Origin of the sequence: Aestuariimicrobium soli (assembly GCF_051192575.1) — a bacterium.
Classification (GTDB): domain Bacteria; phylum Actinomycetota; class Actinomycetes; order Propionibacteriales; family Propionibacteriaceae; genus Aestuariimicrobium; species Aestuariimicrobium soli.
This window is the reverse complement of record NZ_JBPJSQ010000002.1, coordinates 98,141-123,176: the sequence shown is the minus strand read 5'-3', so window position 1 is coordinate 123,176 and position 25,036 is coordinate 98,141. Positions and strand designations below refer to the sequence as shown.

The window sequence follows — 25,036 nt, the reverse complement described above, 5'->3', positions numbered from 1 at the left end:
AGCGGGCTAGGCTGATCAGTCGTGACAGCCCTCAGGATCGGATTCGCTGGCACGCCCGAGGTGGCGCTGCCCTCGCTCACCGCGCTCGCGGCCTCCCAGCACGAGCTGGCCGTCGTGATCACGCGCCCCGACGCGCCCGCGGGCCGGGGCAAGAAGCTCACCGCCTCGCCCGTGGCCCAGGTGGCCGACGAGCTCGGCATCCCGGTGCTGAAGCCCGCCCATCCGCGTGATCCGGAGTTCCAGGAGGCTCTGGCGGCCCTCGGCCTCGACGCTGTCGCCGTCGTCGCCTACGGCGCGCTGCTGCCGCAGAGCGCCCTCGATCTGGTGCCCCATGGCTGGATCAACCTGCACTTCTCGCTGCTGCCCCGGTGGCGTGGCGCCGCGCCCGTCCAGCGGGCGGTCTGGGCCGGGGACGAGACCACCGGCGCCACCACCTTCCGCATCGTCAAGGCCCTCGACGCCGGCCCGGTGCACCAGACCATCGAGACTCCGATCGGGCCGGGTCAGACGGCGGGGGAGTTGCTGGACGAGCTCGCCCACTCCGGCGCCACGCTGCTGGTCGACACCATGACGGCCATCGCGGACGGCGCCGTCGCCACCCCCCAACCCGACGACGGGGTCACCCTGGCGGCCAAGATCACCACCGACGATGCCCGCGTCGATTTCGCACGCCCCACCGTCGAGGTGGATCGGCAGATCCGGGCGGTCACCCCGGCCCCGGGCGCCTGGGCCGAGCTGACCATCGGCCACGACGGCCCCGCCCGCTTCAAGATTGCCGCCGCCGTTCCGGCCACCCCGGACGAGCCCCTGTCCCCGGGTGAGCCCTTGTCCCCGGGTGAATTGCGCGCCACCAAACGCCAGCTGCTGGTGGGCACCGCCGACGGGGCACTCGACCTCGTCCGGGTGCAGCCCCACGGCAAGAAGCAGATGGCTGGCGCCGACTGGGCGCGCGGGGTGCAGCTGCTCGGGGCCAGGCTCGCGTGAGCACCACGCTCGAGGTCGCCTCGTCGGTGCTGGCGCGGGTCACCCGCGACGGGGCCTTCGCCAACCTTGCCCTCGACGAAGTGCTGGCCCAGACCCGCGATGCCGACGCCGTCGCCGCCGAGACGACCGAACTGGTCTACGGCACCTGCCGCCTGCTGGGCACCCACGACCAGATCATCGAGCACGCCTCGGGGCGGCGCCTGAACCAGCTGCAGCCGCAGGTGGTCGACCTGTTGCGCCTGACCAGTCATCGTCTGCTCGCCATGCGCACCAAGAACCACGCGGTGGTCACCCAGTCGGTCGACTTCGCCAAGCGGCGCATCAACCCACGCGTGGCCGGGCTCGTCAACGCCGTCAGTCGCCGCATCAGTGAGCGCTCGCTCGACGACTGGCTCACGCTGCTGAGCCGTGGGCTCGACGAGGTGGGGGTGTTGGCGGTTCGCACCCACCACCCGCGCTGGATCGCCGAGAGTTACGTCGACCTGCTGGGGGACGAGGCCGAGCAGGCGCTGTTGGCCAACAATGTGCCGGCCCACCCGACGCTGGTGGTTCGTCCGGGGCTCGCCGACCGCGACCGCCTGGGCGAGCCCACCCGCTGGTCGCCCTTCGGCTTCACGACCGACCGGCGGCCCGGCGTGATCCCTGAGGTGCGCGACGGACGCGCCGGCGTGCAGGACGAGGGCTCTCAGCTGGTGGCGGCCGCCCTGGCTCACACCGTGGGGCAGTCCGTCGGCCCAGCGGGTTCGCCGTGGCTCGACCTGTGCGCCGGCCCGGGCGGCAAGGCAGCCCTGCTCGCGGGACTCGCCCACCAGCAGCACGGGTGGCTCCTCGCCGGCGAGGTCGCCCCTCACCGGGCGGGGCTCGTCCGGCAGGGAACCAGGGCCTATCCCGACGGTGTGCAGGTGATCTGCGCCGACGGCACCGCTCCGGCCTGGGCTCCCGGCAGTTTCGCCGCGGTGATGGCCGATGTTCCGTGCTCAGGACTGGGGGCGCTGAGGCGTCGTCCCGATGCCCGGTGGCGCAAGGACACCGCCGATCTCGACGGGCTCACCGAACTGCAGTTGCGGTTGTCCCACACCGCCGCGGACGCCCTGATGGGGCCGTCGAAGCAGGCAGCGGGCGCGGTGATGGCCTACGTGACGTGTTCGCCGCACCGGCGTGAGACCACCGACATCGTCACCGCCCTGCTCGCGGAGCGGGACGATCTCGAGTTGCTCGATGCCCCGGCGGTGTTGCGGACGATCGCCGGCGCCGCATTGCCCGAGCCGTCCGTTCCCGGACACCCTCGGATGGCGCAGCTGTGGCCGCATCGGCACGGCACCGATGCCATGTTCCTGGCGCTGCTTCGCCGCCGTCTCGCCTGACCTGATCGCTAGGCTGAGCCCATGACGCGGCCCGCCATGCAGATCACCCCGAGCATCCTGAATGCGAACTTTGCTGCCCTCGGGGCCGAGATCGCGAGGATTCCTTCGGCCGACATGGTGCACGTCGACGTCATGGACGGGCACTTCGTCCCCAACCTCACACTCGGTCTGCCCGTGGTGGAGTCCATTCGCCAGGCCACCGACAAGCCGCTCGACATCCACCTGATGATCGAGGACCCAGACCGGTGGGCCCCCGACTACGCCGCGGCCGGGGCCGAGTCGGTCACCTTCCACGTCGAGGCCGCGAAGGCGCCGATCCGGCTTGCTCGCGAGCTTCGCAAGCTGGGCGCTCGCGCCTCCATGGCCCTGAAGCCAGCCACCCCCATCGAGGCCTACGCCGAGATGTTGACCGAGGTCGACATGGTGTTGCTGATGACCGTCGAGCCCGGTTTCGGCGGCCAGAGCTTCCTCGATCTGGTGCTTCCGAAAATTCGGCGCACCCGTGAGCTCGTCCGCAACACCGGGGCCGAGATCCTGGTGCAGATCGACGGGGGAGTCTCCGTCGACACCATTGGACGAGCCGCCGAAGCCGGCGCCGATGTCTTCGTGGCCGGGTCCGCGGTCTACCGTGCGGACGACCCCGACGCCATGGTGAACGAACTGCGCGACCTCGCGGTCAAGGCCTGCCGGCACTGACAGTCCGACTCTGACCTGGGTTTGCGGTGGGGGCCCCCACGACGTGCCGACGATGCCGGCCACGTGCATGAGCTGAGCGCCGGCCGAGCGTGGATCAACGCCTGTCCGGGCCGGGCCGGGACCTGCCCAACCAGCGCTGGAACTGGGCGGCGATGTCGTCGCCGGTCGTCTCCTTGAGGTCGGCGTCCTGGGCCGCCTCGAGATCAGCGATGTAGCGCGCGATGTCGGGGTCGTTCTCGGCGAGGCCATTGATGGTCGCCTCCCACTCGGCCACCTGCTCGTCGAGATCGGCCTCTTCGATGTCGATCTCCAACAGGTCGGCCAACCGGCGCAGCAGCGCCTGCTTGGCCTTGGGGCAGTCCCGCTGCGGTGAATAGTGCGGGCTCGAACCCCACAGTGACGCCGCCGGAATGCCGAGGTCGGCGCAGGCCCGGTGCACGAGCCCGGTCATGCCGGTCGGGCCCACATAGGTCTCGGGCTCCACCCCCAGGGCCTCGGCGAGCTCGGGGGTGCTGGCGTGACCCATCACGGGCAGAGGTCGTGAATGCGGGTCGTCGGTCACCATGCAGCCGATCGTGACCACCATGCTCGGCCGGAAACTGGTCACCACCTCGGTCAGCTCAGCGAGGAAGCTGCGCCACTTCAGCGCGGGCTCAGGGCCGAGCACACAGATCACCGGACGCTCGGGGTGCTCGACCCGCCACACCTTGATCTGTGGCCAGTCGATGGTGCGCTCGCCCGCGTCGTCCTTGCGGATCTCGGGGCGCTGCTCGGTGTAGTCCCAGTAGTCCTCGTTGTCGATCACGGCCACCACCTCGGCCGGGTCGTAGACGTCGACGAACTGGCCGACGGCACCCGTCGCAGCCTCACCGGCATCGTTCCAGCCCCAGAACGCGATCAGCACCACGGGCTCGACGGGCCTGCGGCCGGTGTCGGGTGCGGTGGGGCGAGCGCGGCTGGACATGGGTCGAGACTAGCGCTGGAACACGCCTAAGCTGCCCTCATGACCTCTGCCCTTCGTGAACTCCTTGGCCGCCGCGTGCTGATTGCCGACGGAGCCATGGGCACGATGTTGCAGACCTACGATCTCGACATCGAGACCGACTTCCAGGGTCACGAGGGCTGCAACGAGGTGCTGTCGGTCACCCGCCCCGACATCATCGCCGAGATCCACCGCGCCTACTTCGATGCCGGGGTCGATCTGGTCGAGACGAACACCTTCGGGACGAACCTCGCCGCGCTCGCCGAGTACGGCATCACCGAACGCCTCGACGAACTCGCCGAAGCCGCCGCGCGGATCGCCCGTGAGGTGGCCGACGAGGTGAGCGCAGAGACGGGCAGGCAGCGGTTCGTGCTGGGTTCGATCGGCCCCGGCACCAAGCTGCCGACCCTGGGCCACATCGGCTTCCGCGAGGTTCGCGATGCCTACCAGGCCCAGACCGCCGCCATGATCCGTGGCGGCATCGACGCCGTGCAGATCGAGACGGCCCAGGACCTGCTGCAGGCCAAGGCCGCCGTGATCGGCGCCAAGCGTGCGCGGGCCGAGGCCGGCGTCGACCTGCCCATCTTCGTCAACGTGACCGTCGAGACCACCGGCACCATGTTGCTCGGCTCTGAGATCGGCGCTGCCCTGACCACCCTCGAGCCGTTGGGCATCGACGTGATCGGGCTGAACTGCGCCACCGGCCCCGCCGAGATGACCGAGCACCTGCGCCATCTCTCCCAGCATGCGCGCATCGGCATCGGCACCATGCCCAATGCCGGCCTGCCCGAGCTCACCGCCGATGGCGCCCGCTACCCCCTCACCCCGGCCGAGTTGGCCGAGGCGGCCACCCGCTTCGTCCGCGACTACGGGTTGAGTGTGTTCGGAGGCTGCTGCGGCACCACTCCCGAGCACCTGCGCCAGGTGGTCGAGGCCCTGGGTGAGCACCCGGTCGAGCCGCGCACGCCGACCAGGCAGAACGCCGTCAGCTCGCTGTACCACGAGGTGCCCTTCGCTCAGGACGCCTCGTACCTGGCCATCGGCGAGCGCACCAACGCCAACGGCTCGAAGGCGTTCCGTGAGGCCATGCTCGCCGGCAACATCGGCGAGTGCGTCGACATCGCCCGCGCCCAGACCCGCGACGGTGCCCACGTGCTCGACCTGTGTGTCGATTACGTCGGACGACCGGGCGCCGATGACATGCGCACCCTGGGGCGGGAGTTCGCCACGGCGGTCACCCTGCCTGTCGTGCTCGACTCGACCGAACCCGAGGTGGTCGAAGCGGGTCTCGAGACCTTCGCCGGTCGTTCGGTGATCAACTCGGTCAACTTCGAGGACGGCGACGGTCCCGGTTCCCGGTACGCCCGGGTGATGCCGATCGTGGCCGAGCACGGTGCCGCCGTGGTCGCGCTCACCATCGACGAGGAAGGGCAGGCGCGCACCGCCGAGTGGAAGGTGCGGGTCGCCAGCCGGTTGATCGACGACCTCACCCAGAACTGGGGGATGGACGTCGGCGACATCCTGGTCGACTGCCTCACCTTCCCGATCGCGACCGGCCAGGAGGAGACCCGCAAGGACGGGCTGGAAACCATCAACGCCATCCGCGACCTGAAGGCGGCCTACCCCGGTGTGCGCACCACCTTGGGCGTCTCGAACATCAGCTTCGGGCTCAACCCGGCCGCTCGCATCGTGCTCAACTCGGTCTTCCTGCACGAGTGCGTCGAGGCGGGCCTGGACTCGGCGATCGTGCACGCCGCCAAGATCGTCCCGATGGATCGAATTCCGGACGAGCAGCGCCAGGTCGCGCTCGACATGGTCTACGACCGGCGTCGTCCGGCCACCGACGACCAGCCCGCCTACGACCCGCTGACCCGGTTCCTGGAGCTGTTCGAGGGTGCGACGGTCGCCTCGATGAAGGCCGAGCGCGAGGCCGAACTGGCGGCACTGCCGCTGGCCGAGCGCCTGCAGCGGCGCATCGTCGACGGCAATGCCAAGGGCCTGACCGACGACCTCGACGAGGCCCTGGCCGCCAAGCCCGCGCTCGAGATCATCAACGAAGACCTGCTGGCCGGCATGAAGACCGTCGGCGAGCTGTTCGGGTCGGGGCAGATGCAGTTGCCGTTCGTGCTGCAGTCGGCCGAGACGATGAAGACGGCCGTTGCTCACCTCGAGCCCCACATCGAGAAGGTGGACGACGACGAGGGAGGCAAGGGCACGATCGTGCTCGCCACCGTCAAGGGCGATGTGCACGACATCGGCAAGAACCTCGTCGACATCATCGTGTCGAACAATGGCTACACGGTCGTGAACCTGGGCATCAAGCAGTCGATCGCCGACATCATCGCGGCGGCCGAGGCCGCCAAGGCCGACGCCATCGGCATGAGTGGGCTGCTGGTGAAGTCGACGATGGTGATGAAGGACAACCTCGCCGAACTCAATGCCCGCGGGCTCGCCTCGCGCTACCCGGTGCTGCTGGGCGGCGCCGCCCTGACGCGTGCCTACGTCGAACACGACCTCAACGACATGTTCGAGGGCGAGGTGCGCTACGCCCGCGACGCCTTCGAGGGTCTGTCGCTGATGGACGCGGTGATGGCCGTCAAGAAGGGCGTGCCGGGCGCGAGTCTGCCCGCCATTCGCGAGCGGCGGGTTCGTCCGACCGCAACCGTCGAGATCGCCGAACCCGAACTCGGAGTGCGCTCCGACGTGGCTCGTCCGACGCCCGCCGGCGGTGTCGACGTGCCCGAGCCGCCGTTCTGGGGTTCCCGGGTCACCAAGGGCATCGCGCTCAACGACATCGCCCAGTGGTTGGACGAGCGGGCCACCTTCATGGGCCAGTGGGGCCTGCGCGGCAGCCGCGACGGGGACTCCTACGAGGCGCTCGTGGAGCGTGAGGGACGACCGCGACTCCGCGCCTGGTACGAGCGGATCCGCGCCGAGGGTCTGGCCGAGTTCGCCGTCGTGCACGGTTACTTCCCGGTGGTCAGCCGGGACGAGACCCTGGTCGTGCTCGATCCCGCCGACCACTCGCGCGAGCTGACCTCGTTCACGTTCCCGAGGCAGCGGCGCGACCGCAAGTTGTGCCTGGCCGACTTCTTCCGGGACGAGTCCGAGGCCGAGGAGCTGGGCCCGGACACGTTCGCGATGCAGCTGGTCACGATGGGTGCCCGCGTCGCGCGGGCGACCTCGGAGCTGTTCGGACGCAATGCCTACCGCGACTACCTCGAGCTGCACGGGTTGTCGGTGCAGCTGACCGAGGCGCTGGCGGAGTTCTGGCATCACCGGGTGCGCGGTGAGTTGGGGCTGTTGTCGGACGACGGCGACGTCGACGCGGCGATCCGTGATCAGGCCTACCGCGGCTCCCGGTACTCCTTCGGATACCCCGCCTGCCCCGACCTGGAAGACCGGGCCAAGCTGGTGGACTTGCTCGAGCCCGGTCGCATCGGGGTGGAGTTGTCGGAGGAGTTGCAACTGCATCCCGAGCAGTCGACCGATGCGATCATCGTCCACCACCCGGAGGCGAAGTACTTCAACGCCCGGTGAACCAGCGTGGTGAGCCGGCGACGGCGTTTGCCACCGGCGGCGGGGGACGAGAGGCTTCACCCATGAGCCTTTCGTCCGAGACCACTCCCGAGATCCCGACCGAGACAGGTGGCGTCGAGGCCGTGCTGTGGGACTTCGATGGCACCCTGGTCGACTCGGAGCCGTTCTGGATCGAGGCCGAGTTCGAACTCGTCGCCGAGCACGGAGGCACCTGGTCGATGGAGCAGGCCCTCACCTGCGTCGGCGAGTCGCTCCCGAGTTCTGCCGACAAGATGCTGGCCGTCATCGAGCCCGGGCACGGCTACGCCACCTGGGACTGGGTGGACCTTCTTGTGGAGCGCGCCGGCGGAGTGATGGCCCAGCACCCCATCAATTGGCGTCCCGGTGCCGAGCGGCTGCTGACCGAACTCGCCGAGGCAAACGTCACCCAGGCGCTGGTGACCTCGTCGCCGAAGGACTTCATCGCCGGTGTGATCGAGCGACTCGACCCCAACCCGTTCGCGTTCATCGTCACCGCCGAGTCGGTGACCAGGCACAAGCCCGACCCCGAGCCCTACCTGTTGGCCGCCTCGACCCTGGGCGTCGACCCCACCCGCTGCGTGGTGCTGGAGGACTCCCGCGCCGGCACCGCCGCCGGCCTCGCCGCCGGCGCCAGGGTGGTCACCGCTCCCAGCGTCGCTGGCACCACCTACGTGCAGACTGACATTCTGCTGCCCTCGCTGGCCGACGTGACCGTTGACCAGTTGCTCCGCACCTTCTGGAAGTGAACCACCCCACCCCGTGACCGAACCCACCCAGCCCCAACCCAACAACTCAGGGCCCAACTACTCCGGCGTCCGCACCGGCCCCCTGCAGCCCGGTGAGCGGATCACGCTGACCGACCCCAAGGGGCGCCGCCACAGCATCCTGCTCGGCGAGGGCAAGACCTTCCACACCACCAAGGGCGGTATCGACCACGACGCGCTGATCGGCGGCCCCGAGGGAGTCGTCGTCACCTCGACCGGCGGCATGAAGTTCCTGGCCCTTCGTCCGATCATGAACGAGTTCATGGTGTCGATGCCCCGCGAGGCAGCCGTCATCTACCCCAAGGACGCCGGCCAGATCCTGATGTGGGCCGACATCTTCCCCGGGGCTCGCGTGCTCGAGGCCGGCGTCGGCTCCGGCGCGCTCAGCATCGCCCTGCTGCGCGCCATCGGCCCGACCGGCACCCTCAACTCCTACGAGCGCCGCGCGGACTTCGCGGAGGTGGCCCGCAAGAACGTGGAGTGGTTCATCCAAGGCCAGCATCCCGGCTGGAACCTGAGCGTCGGAGACCTGCAGGACACCATCAGGGACGAACCCATCGACCGCGCCGTGCTCGACATGCTGGCCCCGTGGGAGTGCGTCGATGCGGTGGCGAAGGTGCTCGTCGCCGGGGGAGTGCTGTGCTGCTACGTCGCCACCGCCACCCAGCTCGGCCGCACCATGGACACCATTCGCGCCCACGGTGAGTTCACCGAACCGAAGGCCTCCGAGACGACGGTGCGCGACTGGCACGCCGAGGGGCTGGCGATCCGCCCCGGTCACGGCACCACCGGGCACACCGGCTTCCTCGTCTTCGCCCGCCGCCTCGCCCCCGGGGTGCAGGCACCGATGCGGAAGCGTCGTCCGGCACCGGGCGCCTACGGGCCCGACTACGCTGGCCCTCGTCCGGCGAACCTGCCGATGGAGAACCAGGAGATCCCGCGGGAGCAGTGATGGCCGACGAACTCGAGCTCACCCAGCGACGCCTGACTGAGGCGCGCACGGACGCGCGCCAACTGGCAGCCCAGAACGAGACGCTCAACCGCACCCTGCGGGAGGCGCGCAGCCAGCTGGTGTCGCTGCGGTCGCAGCTGGACGCCCTGCAGCAGCCGCCGCTGGGTCGGGCGCGCGTCGTCGGGCGCGCTGGCGACCTGCTCGACGTGCTCCATCTCGGACGACACCTGCGCGTGCCGACCGCCCCCGAGGTCAAGGCCGAGGACTTCGAGTTGGGCGAGATCGTGCTGCTCAACGAGGCCCTCGTCGTTGTCAGCGCGCTCGATGACCGCGTCGCCAGCGACCTGGGCGACCTCGCCTCGGTCATCGAGGTGTCGGGCGAGTTCGCGATCGTCACCACCGGCACGGACGAGGCCCGCGTGCGCCTCGTCCCTCGCCTGATGGCGGCCGAGATCGAGGCCGGCGACACCCTGCTGGTCGACCGATCCGCCCTGCTCGCCCTCAAGGTGGTCGCCCGCCGACGCGCCGACGAGCTGGTGCTGGGTGAGGTGCCCGATGTCAGCTACGCCGACATCGGCGGGCTCGCCGACCAGATCGACCGCATTCGCGACGCCGTCGAACTGCCCTTCCTGCACCAGCACCTGTTCGCCACCTATCAGCTCAAGGCACCCAAGGGGGTGCTGCTGTACGGGCCGCCGGGGTGTGGCAAGACGATGATCGCCAAGGCGGTGGCGAAGTCGTTGACCGATCAGCTGGGGCTGGGCGACCGGGCGGCGGGGGAGAGCTGCTTCATTTCGGTGAAGGGCCCCGAACTGCTGTCGAAGTACGTCGGCGAGACCGAACGTCAGCTGCGCCGGGTGTTCGAGCGCGCCCGCGAGCAGGCCACGGCGGGGCTGCCGGTGATCGTGTTCTTCGACGAGATGGATTCGTTGTTCCGCACGCGCGGTTCGGGCGTCTCCTCTGACGTCGAGTCGACCATCGTGCCCCAGCTGCTGGCCGAGATCGATGGCGTGCAGGAACTCGAGAACGTGATCATCATCGGTGCCTCGAACCGCGAAGACATGATCGACCCCGCGATCCTTCGACCCGGTCGGCTCGACGTGAAGATCAAGCTCGATCGGCCCTCGAAGGCCGGCGCCGACGAGATCATGGCGAAGTACCTGGTGCCCGAGATTCCGCTGCACGTCGACGACGTGCGCGTGGCCGGCGGGCAGCACGCCCGCGCCGCGTCGGAGCTGATCGCCGCCGCCGTGACCCGCATCTACGACCGCACGCCCGAGAGTCAGTTCATCAGGGTGACCTACGCCTCCGGCGACACCGAGGTGCTGCACTACGCCGACTTCGTGTCGGGGGCGATGCTGCGCAATGTGGTCGACCGGGCCAAGAAGTACGCCATCAAGGAAGAGCTCGCCGGACGACCCGGTGGCGTCAGCCGGCAAGGGCTGTTGCAGGCGGTGAACGATGAGTTCCGCGAGAATGAAGAGTTGCCCAACACGACGAACCCCGACGATTGGGCACGGATTTCGGGCCGCAAGGGTGAGAAGATCGTTTTCATCCAGCCGCTCTCCGGTGAGCGTGCCTGACTGAGGTGAGGTGAACGGGTGTGCTGATCATCGCGCTGGGATCGCGCGGCGACGTGCAGCCGATGGCCATCCTCGCCCGGGCGATCGTCGCCCACGGCACCCCCGTCACCATCGTGGCGTTGGCCGAGTACGAGTCGCTGGTGCGTTCCCACGGTGCCGACTTCGTACCCGTTCCGGTGGCCCTCGCCGAGGTGATGAGCGCCGACCAGCGCCGCCTGCGCGGGCCCTTCCTCGGTAGTCAGCCCGTGCAGGCGCTGGTGTTGCAGCGCTGGTTGATGCGCACCTCGGGCCTGCTGGCCGACGCCATGCTGGCGGCCGCCGCCGACCACGACGTGGTGCTCGGCGGCATTCTGGCGGCCGAGGCGACCGCCGTGCTGGGCGCCAACGGCTGGCGCTCCGCGACGGTGCTGTTCGCCGGGCTGCTGCCCACCTCGACCGCCGACAGCCACTTCCAGGGGCGGGCGTTCACGCCCTCGGCCCGCTACAACCGCATGGCGACGGGGGTGGCGTGGCGGTTGTCGTGCCGGCTGGGACGATCGGCCGCGCATGCCTTGTCGCGGCAGGTGTCGGGCGACCGGGCCCGAGGCAGTCAACGGCCCGACGTGCACCCCCTGCTGGTGGCGGCCAGCCCCACCCTGGTGCCTCCCGCGGACGACTGGCCCATGACCGTGCGCCAGACCGGCCACCTCGTCGAGGACGATCCCGCCGCTGCAACGGCCCTCGCGACCGACGACCCGGGGCTGGTGAGCTTCCTCGCTGCCGGGCCGCCGCCGGTGCACATCGGGTTCGGGTCGATGGCGGTGGCCATGGGCCACGACGACCAGGCCGAGATCATCAAGGTCGCCCGGTTGACCGGCCAGCGGGTGGTCACCCCGATGCTGCCCGGTGCTCGTCCGGGTCTGGTCGCCGACAACGTCTACGCCCACGCACCCACGCCGCACGCCGGGGTGTTCTCGTCGATGGCTGCGTTGGTGCACCACGGAGGTTCGGGCACGACCTTCGCCGGCCTGCGGTCGGGGGTGCCGTCGGTGGCCATGCCGTTCGCCTTCGACCAGCCCCATCACGCGTGGCGGCTGCACCGCCTCGGTGTCGGTCCGGTGCCGATCTCGGCCAAGCGTTTCGGCGCGAGCACCATTGCCTGGCAGGTGGATCAGCTGACCACCGGCCCTTCGGCTCGCCGGTACGCCGAGCGGGCCGCCGAGGTGGGGGAGCAGTGCCGAGCCGAGGACGGTCTGGGCGACACGCTCACCGCGCTGGACGAGTTGGCCCTGCTGCGCTGAGTAGCCCTGCTGCGCTGAGCACCGGGATACGCGACAGGCGTCAGTCGACCGTGTCCGCCGGGGGTTCCTCGCCTCGTCCGACCACCTGACGGACGAGGCGCCAGCCGATCAGCAGCACCGCCAGCACCACGGTGGCGACGATGATGAAGGGCACCGCCGTGCCGTCCCCCGACCAGCTCCGCAGGAACATGCCGCCGGCCACCGTGCAGATCCACACGAAGATGCCCGCAGCCACAGTCGCGGTGGGTCGGCGCCGCAGCAGCATCACCGCCCACGACACCAGCAGGGCGGTCATGAACGGCCACGCGGTGTGGAAGATGCCCGCTGGGGTCAGGGACTCGCCGTGGCTGGCTCGTCCGACGGTCGCGAAGATGGCGACCAGAACCAGATCGATGACGATGAAGTGCTGCGTGCGCACGGCGTGTTCCTGGGGCATGGGTCGAACTCCTGGAGCCTGGGCTGACCACGTGAGCCTACCGGCCCGATAGCGTCGACCCGTGAGCGAGGTGGGCCCATGAGTGTGGCGGGAATCGAGAACGAGTACGGCGTCAGTCTCGACGGTGTGCACGGCGACCGGGTCGACCCGATCACGCTGTCGGCGGCCGTGGTCACGGCCGGCACCTCGCTGGCCTCGCGGTGGGACTACGCCACCGAGTCACCGCTGCGCGACGCCCGCGGATACCACCTGCCCCGCGACGAGGCCGTGCCCGACCTGCTCACCGACGAGACCCGCTACGCCAATCGGCTGTTGGGCAACGGTGCCCGGTTCTACGTCGACCATGCCCATCCCGAGTACTCCGGCCCGGAGGTCACCTCGGCCCGTGACGCCGTCGCCTGGGATCGTGCGGGCGACCAGATCGTGCAGGCCGCCGCCGGTTCCGCGTCCGAGACCCTCGGGGCCAGGGTGCGGGTCTGGAAGAACACCACCGACGGCAAGGGGCAGTCCTACGGCTGCCACGAGAACCACCTGGTGCCCCGGTCGGTGCCCTTCGACGCCATCGTCGACGGTTTCACGACGCACCTCGTGAGCCGGGTTCCCTTCACCGGCGCCGGACGGGTCGGGCTGGGTCAGCGCGGTGACACCGCCGGGTTCCAGATCAGCCAGCGCGCCGACTTCTTCGAGGCACGGGTCGGGCTCGAGACGACCGTGAACCGCCCGCTGGTCAACACCCGCGACGAACCCCACGCCGATGTGCGCCGCTGGCGCCGGTTGCACGTGATCACCGGCGACGCCCTGGTGGGGCAGTGGGGCACCTGGCTGAAGGTCGGCGCGGTCTCGCTCGTGCTGCAGGCCATCGCCGCCGGGGTGAGGTGGCCGAAGGTGCTCAACCCGGTCGCCGCGTTCCGGGCGTTCTCGCACGACCCGACGCTGCAGCAGCGCTGGCCGTGCAGCGACGGCGTCGAACGCACCGCCCTCGACCTGCAGGACCTGCTGTGGCGGGCCTGCTCGCCGGGCACCGAGACGTGGCTGGACGATGACCATGACGTGCACCGAGCCTGGGGGGAAGCGATCGCTGATGCCCGCCGCGATCCGGCCACCCTCGCCGACCGCGTCGACTGGGCCGCCAAGTACCGGCTGCTGCAGGGGCTGGCCCGTCGCGGGGGACTTGCGTGGACCGACGCTCGCCTCGCGGCCCTCGATCTGCAGTGGGCCGATCTCGACCCCGAGAAGGGCATCGGACTCACCCTCGAACGGCAGGGGGCGTTGCGCACCGTCGTCACCGAGGCCGAGGTGGCCCACGCCCGGGTCGAACCACCCTCGACCACCCGGGCCTGGTTGCGGGGCTGGGTGTTGCACCACTTCGCCGGCAGCATCGTGCAGGCCACCTGGGACCAGTTCACCGTGCACGCCGGCGGACGAGTCGTCACCGTGCGGCTGCCCGAACCGCTCGACCACACCGCCGCCCGCTGGGACCACGCGCTGGACGACGTCACCGACCCCGCTGAAATGCTGCGGGTGCTCGAGTCGGGCGGCGCTAGGCTGGAGCGATCATGAGCGAGCAGGAACAGTCCAGGCCGCAGGTGCAGCGCACCTCGCAGGGCTTCGGCAGCCCCGCCGGCGGCCAGGGTCAGGAACAGGTGCAGCGGCAGACGTCGGAGTCCGACGCCTCGTTCGACGCGCTGCTCGACCAGATCGACGCGGTGCTCGAGACCAATGCCGAGGAGTACGTTCGCTCGTTCGTCCAGAAGGGCGGGCAGTGACCGCAGCCTCGTCCGTGGTCATCATCGGGGTGGGGCTGGTCGGTGCCAGCATCGGACGAGCCCTGGTGACGGCCGGGCGCACCGTTCACGTCGAAGACCGGGTGCCGAGCCATGCCATGGTGGCGGCCTCGCTCGGGGCCGGCACCGTGGAAGCCCCCGATCCCACTGGGGTCGCGCTGGTGGTGGTGGCCGTTCCCCCCGACGTCACGGCCGCCACGGTGGCTCAGGCCCTCGTCCGGTTCCCCCACGCGGTGGTGACCGACGTCGCCAGCGTGAAGAGCCGCGTTCTGCGCGAGTTGGCCGACCTCGGCGCCGATGTCTCCCGCTACTGCGGATCGCACCCGATGGCTGGCTCCCAACACACCGGCCCGCTGACCGCGGATGCCGAATTGTTCGTCGACCGCACCTGGGTGGTCACTCCGCACCGCCGCATGGAGGCCTCGGCCCAGCGCGTGGTGGAGCACCTGATCGCCGACTGCGGAGCGCGGGCCGTCGAGATGCTGGCCGAGCTGCACGACGAGGCCGTCGCGCAGGTCAGCCATGTGCCCCAGTTGATGAGTTCGCTCACCGCGGGGCACCTGCGCAGCGTGCCGGCCACCCATCTGGCTCTGGCGGGGCAGGGCATTCGCGACGTCACCCGGATCGCCGGCTCCGACCCGGTGCTGTGGCGCCAGATCATCGGGGCCAACCGTGAGGCGATCCGCACCGAACTGCTCGCCGTGCGCGACGACCTCGACGCCCTGCTCGCCGACTTCGACGACCCGCAGGCCATCGAGGACTTCATCGCCCGCGGACGAGTCGGGGCGCTGAGCCTGCCCGGCAAGCACGGTGCGCCCGCGCGGGCGTTGGTGCCCGTCGTCATCGCCATCCCGGACGAACCGGGTTCCCTGGCTCGGCTGTTCCAGGACATCGAGGCGGCCGGGGTCAACGTCGAAGACCTGCAGATCGAGCACGACCCCGAGCGTCAGGTGGGATATCTGGCCGTGCAGGTCGTGCCCGAGGGTGTCGATCGGTTGACGGCGGCCATGCAGGACGCCGGCTGGCAGTTGCGCTGAGCGCGACCTCGGTAGGGTGCTGCCGTTCGCCGAAAGTTCACCTGCCCTTGGGCAGTTGTCCCCCCGCGGCAACGTGTCGTTCGTCCTCGTGACAGATGGGAAACCTACCGTGACCAGTGTGACCGCTCCCGTGACCGAGAGTGGGGCTGTCGAGCCCCTGCCGCCGCTGGTGGTGGCCATCGACGGCCCCTCCGGGTCGGGCAAGTCGAGCACCGCGAAGGGGGTGGCCCAGCGTCTCGGGCTGGCCTACCTCGACACCGGCTCGATGTACCGGGCCGTGGCGGTCGCCCATCTCGAGAGCGGGCTCTCGTCCGACGACGCCGACGGCATCGCCGCGCTCGTCGACGCCCACGACTACCAGGTCGGCACCGATCCGACCGGTCCCACCATCGCAATCGACGGACGAGACGTCACCGAGGCCATCCGTGACCCGCAGGTGTCCGCCCACGTCTCGGTGGTCGCGACCAACCTGGGGGTGCGAGCCGCCCTCACCGAACGGATGCGAGCTCTGGTCGTGCAGCACGCTGAGCGCATGGTGGTCGAGGGTCGCGACATCACCACCAAGGTGTGCCCCGATGCCCACGTGCGGGTGCTGCTGGTGGCCGATGCCGACGCCCGCATTCGCCGGCGCGAGGCCGAACTGGCCGGCCGTGCCGACACCGAGGCGGTGACCGACCAGATCGTCCGTCGTGACCGGGACGATTCCACCGTGAGCCAGTTCGAGCAGCCCGCAGAGGGGGTCACGCTGATCGACTCCACCCACCTCACGCTGGCCGAGGTGATCGACCGGATCGTGGCGCTCGTCCCGGAACCCGATCCCCACCCCACGACCTGACCGTCCGACCAGGGAGCAACCATGTCACTCGACCTCAACGGAGCTGGCGCGGCAGCGCGAGAGCTGGTCGCTCTCGACCTGATTCGCACCGACGTATTGCCCCCGTTGCGGACGAGGACCATCGATTCCCTGCGGACGCCGTTCGCGGCTGGCCTGCGTCGCGTCTACGACATCCACGTGCACGGCGCCTCCAACGTGCCCGCGCGTGGGCCCGTGATCCTCGCCGCCAACCACATCGGCACGCTCGACGGGCCGTTGCTGGTGGCGTTGAATCGTCGCTCGCTGGCGCTGGCGAAGGCGGAGTTGTTCACCTCGAAGGTCGGGCCGCTGCTGCACCTGGCCGGGCAGATTCCGGTCGACCGCACCCATCACGACGTGCGGGCCGTGCGACGCTGCGTGCAGGTGCTGCAGCAGGGTCGTCCGTTGGCGATCTTTCCCGAGGGGCTGCGCGGCAGGGGAGACATGACCCAGATCAGGCCGGGCGTGGCCTACCTCGCGATGGTGACCGGCGCGCCGATCGTGCCCGTCGCGATCCTGGGTACCCGGCTCCCCGGGGCGGGCATTCGCTCGACCCCGCCGGCAGGGTCTCCGTTCCACATCGTGTACGGTGACGTGGTTCACATTCCCGCGCGGGAATGGCCTCGCCGCAAGACGGACGTTGCGGAGGTGACCAACGAACTGTCGGCGATCTTCGCCGATCACGTGCGCTGGGCAGAGCTCAAGACCGGGATGCGCCTGCCAGCTGTGTGAGGCGCTCCCTCACACAACAGGAGACACTGATGAGCGAATCCCCCGAGGGTTCGGAACTCCCCGATCAGGCGCCCGCCGATCTCGACCTCGACGAGTTCGAGGCAGACCCGAGTGACCTCGAGTACGTCGAGTACGAACTCGAGCAGGTCACCCCCAAGCCCGTGCTGGCCGTCGTCGGACGACCCAACGTGGGCAAGTCGACGCTGGTGAACCGCATTCTGGGGCGCCGCGAGGCCGTCGTGCAGGACGTGCCCGGCGTGACCCGCGACCGCGTCAGCTACGACGCCGACTGGAACGGCCGCGAGTTCGTGATCGTCGACACCGGCGGCTGGATGTCCGATGCCAAGGGCATGGCCCAACAGATCGCCGAACAGGCCGAGATGGCCATCTCGCTCGCCGACGCCGTGCTGTTCGTCGTCGACGCGACCGTCGGCACCCTCGACGAGGACGAGGCCGTGGTGCAGGTGCTGCGCCGCTCGAAGAAGCCGGTGATTCTCGCCGCCAACAAGGTGGACGACCAGCGCCGCGAGCTCGAGGCCTCCTCGATGTGGAACCTCGGGCTCGGCATGCCCTGGCCCGTCTCCGGCATGCACGGACGAGGCACCGGTGACCTGCTCGACGCCATACTCGAGGTGCTGCCGACCGAGCCCGCCCACGGCCAGGCCCGTCCCACCGGCCCCCGCCGCATCGCCATCGTCGGCAAGCCCAATGTGGGCAAGTCGTCCCTGCTGAACCGACTGACGAACTCGCAGCGGGCCGTCGTCTCCGACGTCTCGGGCACCACCGTCGACCCCGTCGACGAGCTGGTCGACATCGCCGGGACGACGTACCGCTTCATCGACACCGCTGGCATCCGGCGGCGGGTGAAGGAGGCCTCGGGCCACGAGTACTACGCCTCGCTGCGCACCCAGACCGCGATCGAGCGGGCCGAGGTGTGCGTGGTCGTCGTCGATGCGCATGAGGAGATCACCGAGCAGGACCTGCGGATTCTGTCGATGGTCGAAGAGACCGGTCGCGCCCTGGTGATCGCCTACAACAAGTGGGATCTCACCGACGAGGAGCGCCGCCACTACCTGTCCCGCGAGATCGAGCGCGACGTCTACGCCTTCGCGTGGGCGCCGCACGTCAACATCTCGGCCCTGACCGGGCGCAACGTCGACCGTCTCGGCAAGGCCATCGAGGCCGCTCTCGAAGGCTGGGAGACCCGCATCTCGACCGGCAAGCTCAATGCCTTCCTTGGACGAATCACCGCCGCCCACCCGCACCCGGTGCGCTCGGGCAAGCAGCCCCGGGTGCTGTTCGGCACGCAGGCGCAGAACTGCCCGCCGACGTTCGTGCTGTTCACCTCAGGGCAGCTCGATCAGACCTACGAGCGGTTCGTGCAGCGACGGTTGCGCGAGGAGTTCGGGTTCCTGGGCACCCCGGTGCACCTGTCGGTCAGGGCCCGGGCGAAGCGCAAGGATCGCTGAGCTGGGCTCAGTCTCGTTGGGCCCACGGGGCGCCGGGCACGAGTCCGAAATCGAGGACGAGTTGCACGGGTTCCCCGTCGGCCGCCAGGCCCCAGTAGGCCGGGTAGGCGCCGTCTCCGTAGCCTGAGTGGGCGATCACGCCGAACGGCTGGTCGCCCACCTGCAGCAGGGCGACCTCCTGGTTGCCGAACCCCTCCCACGCGCCCTCCTTGTCACGCACGGTGAGGCGGTAGGCGCCCTCGGCATCGATCACGGAGAGATTGCCCGCGTCGACCCCGTAGACGTAGCCGCCGCCGGCAGCATCGGCGCGGGCCCACGAGGCCACGGGCTCGTCCGCGAGGGTGACTCGCAGCGCGCCGCAGCGTCCCTCGACGAGTGCGATCTCGGCGCGGGCGGTTCCCGGACGAACGCGTCGCGCCAGCGGCACCAGGTCGCGAAGCTTGTAGCCGAAGTCGCCGACCGCCAGGATGCCGGAGTGCTCGAAGGTGCCCACCGCAGTGGGGGAGTCGCCGAGCGCCTGCCCGGGGTCGGGACGATCGGACTCGCCGAGGTCGCGAAGCTCGGCCTCGTTGGTGGCGGTGGCGAGGGCGGAGGCGGCCTGGTCTGGATCGATGGCAGGGGAGTCGGGGTCGGCGAGATAGTCGCTGATCCGGGAGATGCGCCAGTCGTCCGCCTGCCGGGTGAGGTGGTACTCGACGAACCGGTAGCCGGCTCGGCGGTTGCGATGCACGCTGACGATGGCCCGGTCGCCCGTGATCTGCTCGCCCATGACGGCGTCGATGTCGGGGTGGTGGGCCGGAGGGATCGAGAACCCGGCGTTCTCGACCCGGTAGCCCTCGACACCGTGCCGGCTGGCCACCTGCGCGAGGCGCTCACCCCACTCGGCGAAGGGAGGCGGACCCTCGCGTTCAGGGTCGTCGAACTGCGGGGCCAACGCCTCGGCCTGCTCGGCGAAGTCGGCGATGAAGGCGGTGACACGGTCGCTGGGCGAGGGGCTCATGGGTCAACGCTAGGGCGTTGGTGGGCCGGTTTGAGGGACCGGGTCTGCTTCCGGTAGTGTTCATCAGCGGGTCGCACGAGAGTGAGATCCGGGCGGGCTGTAGCGCAGCTTGGTAGCGCACTTGACTGGGGGTCAAGGGGTCGCAGGTTCAAATCCTGTCAGCCCGACGCCTGGTCAGAGCCGGTTTCAGAGCAATCTGGAATCGGCTCTGACTGTCTTCAGGGTACGCCCACACCTCTGCGGAACGAGACGCTTGTCGCCGGAGCCCGTGCTTCCTCCCGGTCCCGAACCAGCATCTGCCGCGTCCCTGCGAGAAATGCAGGTCAATCGTCCCCCACCGGCCTGCATTTGGCGCCCAGATGCGAGAAGTGCAGATTTGGGTCGGCCTCGGAGCTGGCAAGGGCTGGGGCAGGCCAAGGGGCAGATTCGGCGAGTGGGAGGCGTCGGAATTGCCGCAGGACGTGGAGGTTTCGTCCTCGGGAAGCCATGATGGAGTGGTGGCGTCATCGATGACGTGGGGCGGTGTGCCCCGTGCTGGTGGCCTGCAACGACCCATCGCTGAACGACCCCGTCCTGTGAACAAGGAGTCCGCGCAATGAAGCGCTCCGACCACCCGCACGCCCTTCCCCTCCGACCCCGCCGCGGGCGGTCCGCTGCCGTCGTCGCCGTCCTGCTGGCGATGGTGCTGGGCGTGGTCGGCCTCGCCACCCCCGCCCATGCCGACGAGTTGGACACCGACATCGCCACCATCGTCACGCGGCTGCAGGAGTACTACCTGGCACAGGGCGACGAGGTGCAGATCGCCAACGGTATCTACTTGGCGCAGACGTCCGCGGCGCTCGACTACGTGGCCTCACAGAACACCGACGGATCCTGGTCCGACGTCGACTACGCCGACACCACGAGTTCGGCGAACGGGAAGACGTGGGATGCGTACAAGGCCCTCTACCGCATGGTCGCGATCGCGCAGGCGTACCGCGACGAGTCCGTCGAGGGCTACCAGGACCCCGCTCTGGTGGACTCACTGCAGCGGGCCCTGAGCTACTGGGATCAGGTCAATCCCAGCAACACCAACTGGTGGGAGACCGAGATCGGCGAGTCGATCGCCATGGGGCGCATCTCCATCTTCGTGGGGGACGAGCTCACCCCGGCGGCGGCCGCGCTGGCGATCAAGCACAACCAGGGCAAGCTCGACCCCGCCGGCGCCAATGGCGCGTGGCGCACTTCCGACTACCTGTACAAAGCGCTGGCCACTCGGAACGCCGACCAGATCAGGGCGGGGTTCGCGACCATGGTGCAGACCGTGGCCGTGGACGACTCTGGCACCGTGCAGGAGGCCGTGCAGCCGGATGCCACCTTCTGGGCACACGGGGCGCAGCTCTACAGCGAGGGCTACGGCATGGCCCTGTTCACGATGGTCGCCATGTGGGCCGATTCGGCGCGTGGCACGAGCCTCGCCTTCGATCGCCAGCAGTTGGACACGATCGCCTTCTACATCGTCAACGGCACACGCTGGCTCATTCGCGGCGACGTGCAGATGCTGTACCTGCTGTACCGTCCTGCGACGACCGTCGATGGGGTCAAGAGCTACGCGGCGGTGTTCCTCGACCCGCTCGACCAGATGGCACGAACCGACGCGCTCTACGCGACCCAGTACCGGGCCATCGCCGACAACATTCGGAGCCGGTCGGCCAGCAACGGCGCCATCGGGAACGCCTACTTCTGGCGATCGGAGTTCACCAGCCACCAGCGAGCCGCATACGGCATCGTGACGGGGTTGAACTCCAACCGCACGGTCGGCAGCGAGTACCGCTCCACGCTCCGCAAGGACGTCGGCAACGAAATCGTGTGGAACCGCACGGGCACGACGGCCATCCAGGTCACCAACACCGAATACACCGAGCTCGGCCCGGCCTTCGACTGGTACCACTACCCGGGGACCACCGTGCCCTACGTGAAGGAGACCACGCTCGGCCCGAGTGGGCGTTCGTCCAACGGTGGCGCGTTCACCGGTGGGGTCTCCGACGGCGCGTACGGCGCCAGCGTGGAGAGCCTCGACAGGGCCGGCACACAGGCCCAGAAGAGCTACTACTACTTCGACGACGAAATGGTCGCCCTCGGGGCGGGCATCCGGTCGACGTCTACGGCGCCCATCCACACCACCGTGAACCAGGTCGCGGCCAAGTCGAACGCGAGCATCGACGGGCAGGCGATGGCCGCCGGCACCAGCGGGAAGGTCGTGACCAACCCTTCGTGGGCGTACAACGACAGGGTCGGCTACGTGTTCGGGGCGAACCAGACGGTGACGGTGTCGAACGCAACCCAGACCGGCAGCTATCTCGGCGAGCAGCCCGAGAGCCACGACGCCTTCACGCTCCACCTCGACCACGGAGTGGCGCCCGCCGACGCCGGGTACCAATACATCGTGCTGCCCGCGAAGACCGCCGAGCAGACGCAGGCCTACGCCGCGCACCCGGCGGTCACCATCCTCCGGAACGACAGCTCGGTGCAGGCGGTTCGGCATGCCGGGCTCATGCGGACGATGGCGACGTTCTACACCGCCGGCTCCCTCGACCTCGGCGAGGGTCGCACCCTCACGGTGAGCCAGCCGGGGATCCTGATGCTGAACGAGTCGTCCGGAGTGCCGGTCGTGAGCCTGGCGAACCCCAGCCAGCCCGGCCTGCTGGCCGAGGTGACCCTGGCCGGAGCTGGGGCCGCGTGGCGCGGCACCTTCGTCCTCGGGGCCGGGGCGAACCTGGGCCGGACCGTGACGGCCCCGCTGGCCGTCGACGACTCGTCCGGGTCGCCCTACGCCGCGAGCGGCTCGGTCGCCGGGCACGGTCCGGCGTTGGTCGGCGACCATGACCCGACCACGTTCTGGCAGTCGTCCGGTGACGCGCCATGGCTCAGCCAGCGGCTGGCACCGGGGTCGTACGCGGTGGGTGTCGACATCGACTGGGGGACCAGTCCCGCGAGCAGGTTCCTGGTGCAGACCTCCATCGACGGCCTGACCTGGGCCGACCAGGCACTGGTCCAGAGCGGCACCGGGGCACCCCAGCACGTCGACTTCCCGGCCACTTCGGCGAACTTCGTGAGGATCGTCCCCCTGGACGGACCCGGCGACGGCACGTACACGGTCACGGAGTTCACCGCAATCGCCAGCGTGAACCTCGCTCTCACCGCGCCGACCACGGCCTCCGACGGCCAGAGCCCTGGCAGCGCCACCGACGGCAACCGCACCACCCGCTGGATCGCCGACCGCACCGGCTCTCCCGACACCTCCTGGGTGCAGGTCGACCTGGGCAGTGTCCGGCAGATCGGCGCGGTCCGGCTGTTCTGGGAGGCGTCGTACGCCAGGCAGTACGCGATCCAGGTCTCGGACGACGCCCTTACCTGGCACGACGCATGGACGACCCCGAGCGCCGGGAGCGACGGCGGGACCGACCTGGTGCCCGTGAACGCGGCCGCACGCTACGTCAGGATGCAGACGGTGGCGCGCGCGCTGACCTCCTATGGGGTGTCTGTGTGGGAGTTCGAAGTCTTCGGCGACAACGCCATCGCCGAGGCTCCCGCCACGTCGACCCGGCCCAACCTGGCGCTCGGCAAGCCCACCACCGCGGACAGCGTCTACAACAACCTGTCGACGATCCAGCCATCCGCGGCGACCGACGGCTCGCTCACCACCAAGTGGTCCTCGGCACGTCCGAGCGGCACCCCACCGTGGACGAACCTCAACTGGCTTCAGGTTGACCTCGGGGGTGTGCAGCCCGTCACGCGCGCCGTCGTCGACTGGGAGACGGGGAACTCCACGGACTATCGGCTCGAGGGCTCGGTCAACGGCACCGATTGGACACAACTCGCCCGCGTGCAGAACCCGGGCACTGCCAACCACCGGCGCGACGTCATCGACGTACCGCCCGCCGACGTGCGGTTCGTGAGGGTGATCGGTTCACCGGCCACCAAGTACGGGCTCAACATCTGGGAGTTCGAGGTCTACCGCGGCTTCTCCCTGGCCTGCGCGGACCCGGTCACGGCCAACCGCCACAGCACTTCGACCCTGAGGGCGACCATCACCCCGGCGGCCACGGACGACACCATCACCGCCTACTCGCTGGATCCGGGTGTCGCCTCGGTGGCGGGGGCCGCGCAGGTGGCGTCGGACGGCACCGTCACGGTGCCGGTGACGACGGGGGAGCCGGGCCGAACCTCCATCGTGCTCACGCACAGTGGCGGGGACGAGTTCGTCCGCTGCCCGGTGACCGTCGCGGTGGACGTGGGCGACCTGCGGGCCCTGGTGGAGCGCGCCAATGGCCTGGACTCGACCCAGTACACGGCCACCAGTTGGGCGCCTCTGCTGCCCGCGCTCGAAGCAGCGAAGGACGCACTGGGGGCGGATGACGCCCGCCAGGACACCATCGACCGGCGTACGGCTGCGTTGAGGGCGGCCCTGGACGGGTTGAGGGCGACGAGTTCGGTGAGCGCGCCCGACGTGTCGGTGCCATGGGGAACCGCGGCCACGGTCACGGTGACGGTGACGTCGCCCATGCCCGTGACCGGGCAGGTCACCCTGACGGAGGGAACGACCAGCGGGGGGGTGGCGACACTCAGCGGTGGCGTCGCCTCGTTGACGCTGCCCGTCGGGCTGTCCGGGGGCGAGCATGTCTTCACGGCAACCTACTCGGGCAGCACCACCGTCGCGCCCGGCAGCACCACCCTCACCGTGACCGTGATGCTGCCACCCGCGTGGGTCAGGACGACCTCGTACAAGAAGGGAGATCTCGTCAGCCTCGGCAGCTCTGTGTATCGAGCCGCCTGGTCCACGAAGGGAGAGCAGCCGGGGACCAGCACCACCGGGGCCTGGCAGGAAATGGCCATGACCGAGGACGGTCGCGCCGTCTGGACGGCCTCGCGGATCTTCCAGGAGGGCGACACGGTCGTCCACGGGGGCAAGACGTTCCGCGCCGCCTGGTTCACCCGCAACGAGGCCCCGGGCTCGGTCACCGGCCCGTGGGAGGAAATGGCAACAGCCCCGGACGGGACGGCACTGTGGACCCGGACGCGCATCTTCCGAGCGGGTGACCGGGCGAGCCACGACGGCGTCGTCTACGTCGCCAAGTGGTACACCCGCAACCAGGAACCTGGTGAGGCCGACGGCCCGTGGGCCGTGTCTGGGTGAGGAGGGCTCAGTCGCCAACTCGCGCGAACTGCGGGTGTCCCAGACGGCGCGCTCGTCCAAGGTCGCGGACGCGAGCCGAACCCTTCCGTCGCCACCCTCGAACGCCGGATGAACAGCGGATCGCCAACGACAAACTGGCCCAACTCCATCGGACCGCTGACTCTGGCGGGGAAAGGGGAAGGGGCGGCCAAGAGCTTCATTCAGTCCTTCGGCTCGGATGCCGTGGCGGGAATCGTTCTTGGTTCCTTCCGCTCGTGGCGCTTCCTCCCCTGAGCCAGCCTCTCATCACCGTGTTTGGTTCGCACCTTGTCGGCCGAACACGCGAAGGGCCTTGTCAAGGTAATCACCGTTCCGGCGGGCCCGTATTCGTGCCACTGTCATGC

General features: G+C 69.7%; 16 protein-coding genes, 1 tRNA gene and 1 pseudogene. 15 read left to right on the top strand and 3 right to left on the bottom strand.

The features are described 5' to 3' along the window. Nucleotides 1-21: 21 nt before the first annotated feature. From fmt to rpe, 3 genes are read left to right on the top strand one after another with little or no spacing between them, the layout of a single operon-like run. A complete protein-coding gene (gene fmt / locus ACSDQ9_RS01900) occupies nt 22-984 on the top strand; it encodes a methionyl-tRNA formyltransferase (RefSeq protein ID WP_435142978.1) in 963 nt (320 codons plus the stop codon). Next, nucleotides 981-2,348 carry an RsmB/NOP family class I SAM-dependent RNA methyltransferase gene (locus ACSDQ9_RS01895; RefSeq protein ID WP_435142976.1) on the top strand — a complete coding sequence of 456 codons (1,368 nt, stop codon included), beginning with the start codon at nt 981-983 and terminating at the stop codon, nt 2,346-2,348. The genes fmt and ACSDQ9_RS01895 overlap by 4 nt, the downstream gene beginning before the upstream one ends. 21 nt (nt 2,349-2,369) lie before the next feature. Then, a complete protein-coding gene (gene rpe / locus ACSDQ9_RS01890) occupies nt 2,370-3,044 on the top strand; it encodes a ribulose-phosphate 3-epimerase (RefSeq protein ID WP_435142974.1) in 675 nt (224 codons plus the stop codon). A 94-nt stretch (nt 3,045-3,138) separates the two neighbouring features. On the opposite strand, the gene ACSDQ9_RS01885 is transcribed toward rpe, so the two are convergent. Continuing rightward, nucleotides 3,139-4,008: a PAC2 family protein gene (locus ACSDQ9_RS01885; RefSeq protein WP_435142972.1), complete on the bottom strand. Its 870-nt coding sequence runs from the start codon at nt 4,006-4,008 to the stop codon at nt 3,139-3,141. Between the two features lie 39 nt (nt 4,009-4,047). On the opposite strand from ACSDQ9_RS01885, the gene metH reads away from it, so the two are divergent. The 4 genes and pseudogenes from metH to ACSDQ9_RS01865 all read left to right on the top strand — a co-directional run bounded on the left by metH (nt 4,048) and on the right by ACSDQ9_RS01865 (nt 12,166). Continuing rightward, the gene (metH, locus tag ACSDQ9_RS01880; protein ID WP_435142970.1) at nt 4,048-7,566 is read left to right on the top strand and encodes a methionine synthase; all 3,519 of its coding nucleotides are present in this window, start codon (nt 4,048-4,050) and stop codon (nt 7,564-7,566) included. A gap of 62 nt (nt 7,567-7,628) precedes the next feature. Then, nucleotides 7,629-9,303 (top strand): annotated as a pseudogene (locus tag ACSDQ9_RS01875) (HAD-IA family hydrolase). After that, nucleotides 9,303-10,886 carry a proteasome ATPase gene (gene arc, locus ACSDQ9_RS01870; protein ID WP_435142968.1) on the top strand — a complete coding sequence of 528 codons (1,584 nt, stop codon included), beginning with the start codon at nt 9,303-9,305 and terminating at the stop codon, nt 10,884-10,886. The pseudogene ACSDQ9_RS01875 and the gene arc overlap by 1 nt, the downstream one beginning before the upstream one ends. Before the next feature lie 20 nt (nt 10,887-10,906). Beyond that, entirely contained in the window at nt 10,907-12,166 is a 1,260-nt protein-coding gene (locus ACSDQ9_RS01865) for a glycosyltransferase (protein ID WP_435142967.1), read from the top strand. A 40-nt stretch (nt 12,167-12,206) separates the two neighbouring features. Here ACSDQ9_RS01865 and ACSDQ9_RS01860 read toward each other — a convergent pair whose 3' ends face one another. After that, a complete protein-coding gene (locus ACSDQ9_RS01860) occupies nt 12,207-12,602 on the bottom strand; it encodes a DUF3054 domain-containing protein (RefSeq protein WP_435142965.1) in 396 nt (131 codons plus the stop codon). 78 nt (nt 12,603-12,680) lie between these two features. Here ACSDQ9_RS01860 and dop point away from each other — a divergent pair, with 78 nt between their 5' ends. From dop to der, 6 genes are all read left to right on the top strand, one after another. Then, the gene (dop, locus tag ACSDQ9_RS01855; RefSeq protein WP_435142963.1) at nt 12,681-14,162 is read left to right on the top strand and encodes a depupylase/deamidase Dop; all 1,482 of its coding nucleotides are present in this window, start codon (nt 12,681-12,683) and stop codon (nt 14,160-14,162) included. After that, on the top strand, nt 14,159-14,368 hold the full coding sequence (locus ACSDQ9_RS01850) for a ubiquitin-like protein Pup (RefSeq protein ID WP_435142961.1): 210 nt from the start codon (nt 14,159-14,161) through the stop codon (nt 14,366-14,368). Before dop ends, ACSDQ9_RS01850 begins: the two co-directional genes overlap by 4 nt. Beyond that, nucleotides 14,365-15,423 (top strand): prephenate dehydrogenase, encoded by a 1,059-nt coding sequence (locus tag ACSDQ9_RS01845; RefSeq protein ID WP_435142959.1) that lies wholly within the window; start codon nt 14,365-14,367, stop codon nt 15,421-15,423. The genes ACSDQ9_RS01850 and ACSDQ9_RS01845 overlap by 4 nt, the downstream gene beginning before the upstream one ends. Before the next feature lie 157 nt (nt 15,424-15,580). Further along, nucleotides 15,581-16,258 (top strand): (d)CMP kinase, encoded by a 678-nt coding sequence (gene cmk / locus ACSDQ9_RS01840; RefSeq protein ID WP_435143710.1) that lies wholly within the window; start codon nt 15,581-15,583, stop codon nt 16,256-16,258. Between the two features lie 21 nt (nt 16,259-16,279). Continuing rightward, the gene (locus tag ACSDQ9_RS01835) at nt 16,280-17,008 is read left to right on the top strand and encodes a lysophospholipid acyltransferase family protein (protein WP_435142957.1); all 729 of its coding nucleotides are present in this window, start codon (nt 16,280-16,282) and stop codon (nt 17,006-17,008) included. Nucleotides 17,009-17,037: 29 nt separating this feature from the next. Next, nucleotides 17,038-18,477 (top strand): ribosome biogenesis GTPase Der, encoded by a 1,440-nt coding sequence (gene der / locus ACSDQ9_RS01830; protein ID WP_435142955.1) that lies wholly within the window; start codon nt 17,038-17,040, stop codon nt 18,475-18,477. Between the two features lie 7 nt (nt 18,478-18,484). Here der and ACSDQ9_RS01825 read toward each other — a convergent pair whose 3' ends face one another. Then, nucleotides 18,485-19,477, bottom strand: coding sequence for a DUF4241 domain-containing protein (locus ACSDQ9_RS01825; RefSeq protein WP_435142953.1), 993 nt, complete (start codon nt 19,475-19,477; stop codon nt 18,485-18,487). Nucleotides 19,478-19,570: 93 nt separating this feature from the next. Here ACSDQ9_RS01825 and ACSDQ9_RS01820 point away from each other — a divergent pair. Both ACSDQ9_RS01820 and ACSDQ9_RS01815 read left to right on the top strand, forming a co-directional pair. Further along, nucleotides 19,571-19,644 (top strand) — tRNA-Pro (locus tag ACSDQ9_RS01820). 428 nt (nt 19,645-20,072) lie between these two features. After that, complete coding sequence (locus tag ACSDQ9_RS01815; protein WP_435142951.1) at nt 20,073-24,653, top strand: polysaccharide lyase family 8 super-sandwich domain-containing protein; 4,581 nt, start codon at nt 20,073-20,075, stop codon at nt 24,651-24,653. Nucleotides 24,654-25,036 lie beyond the last annotated feature (383 nt).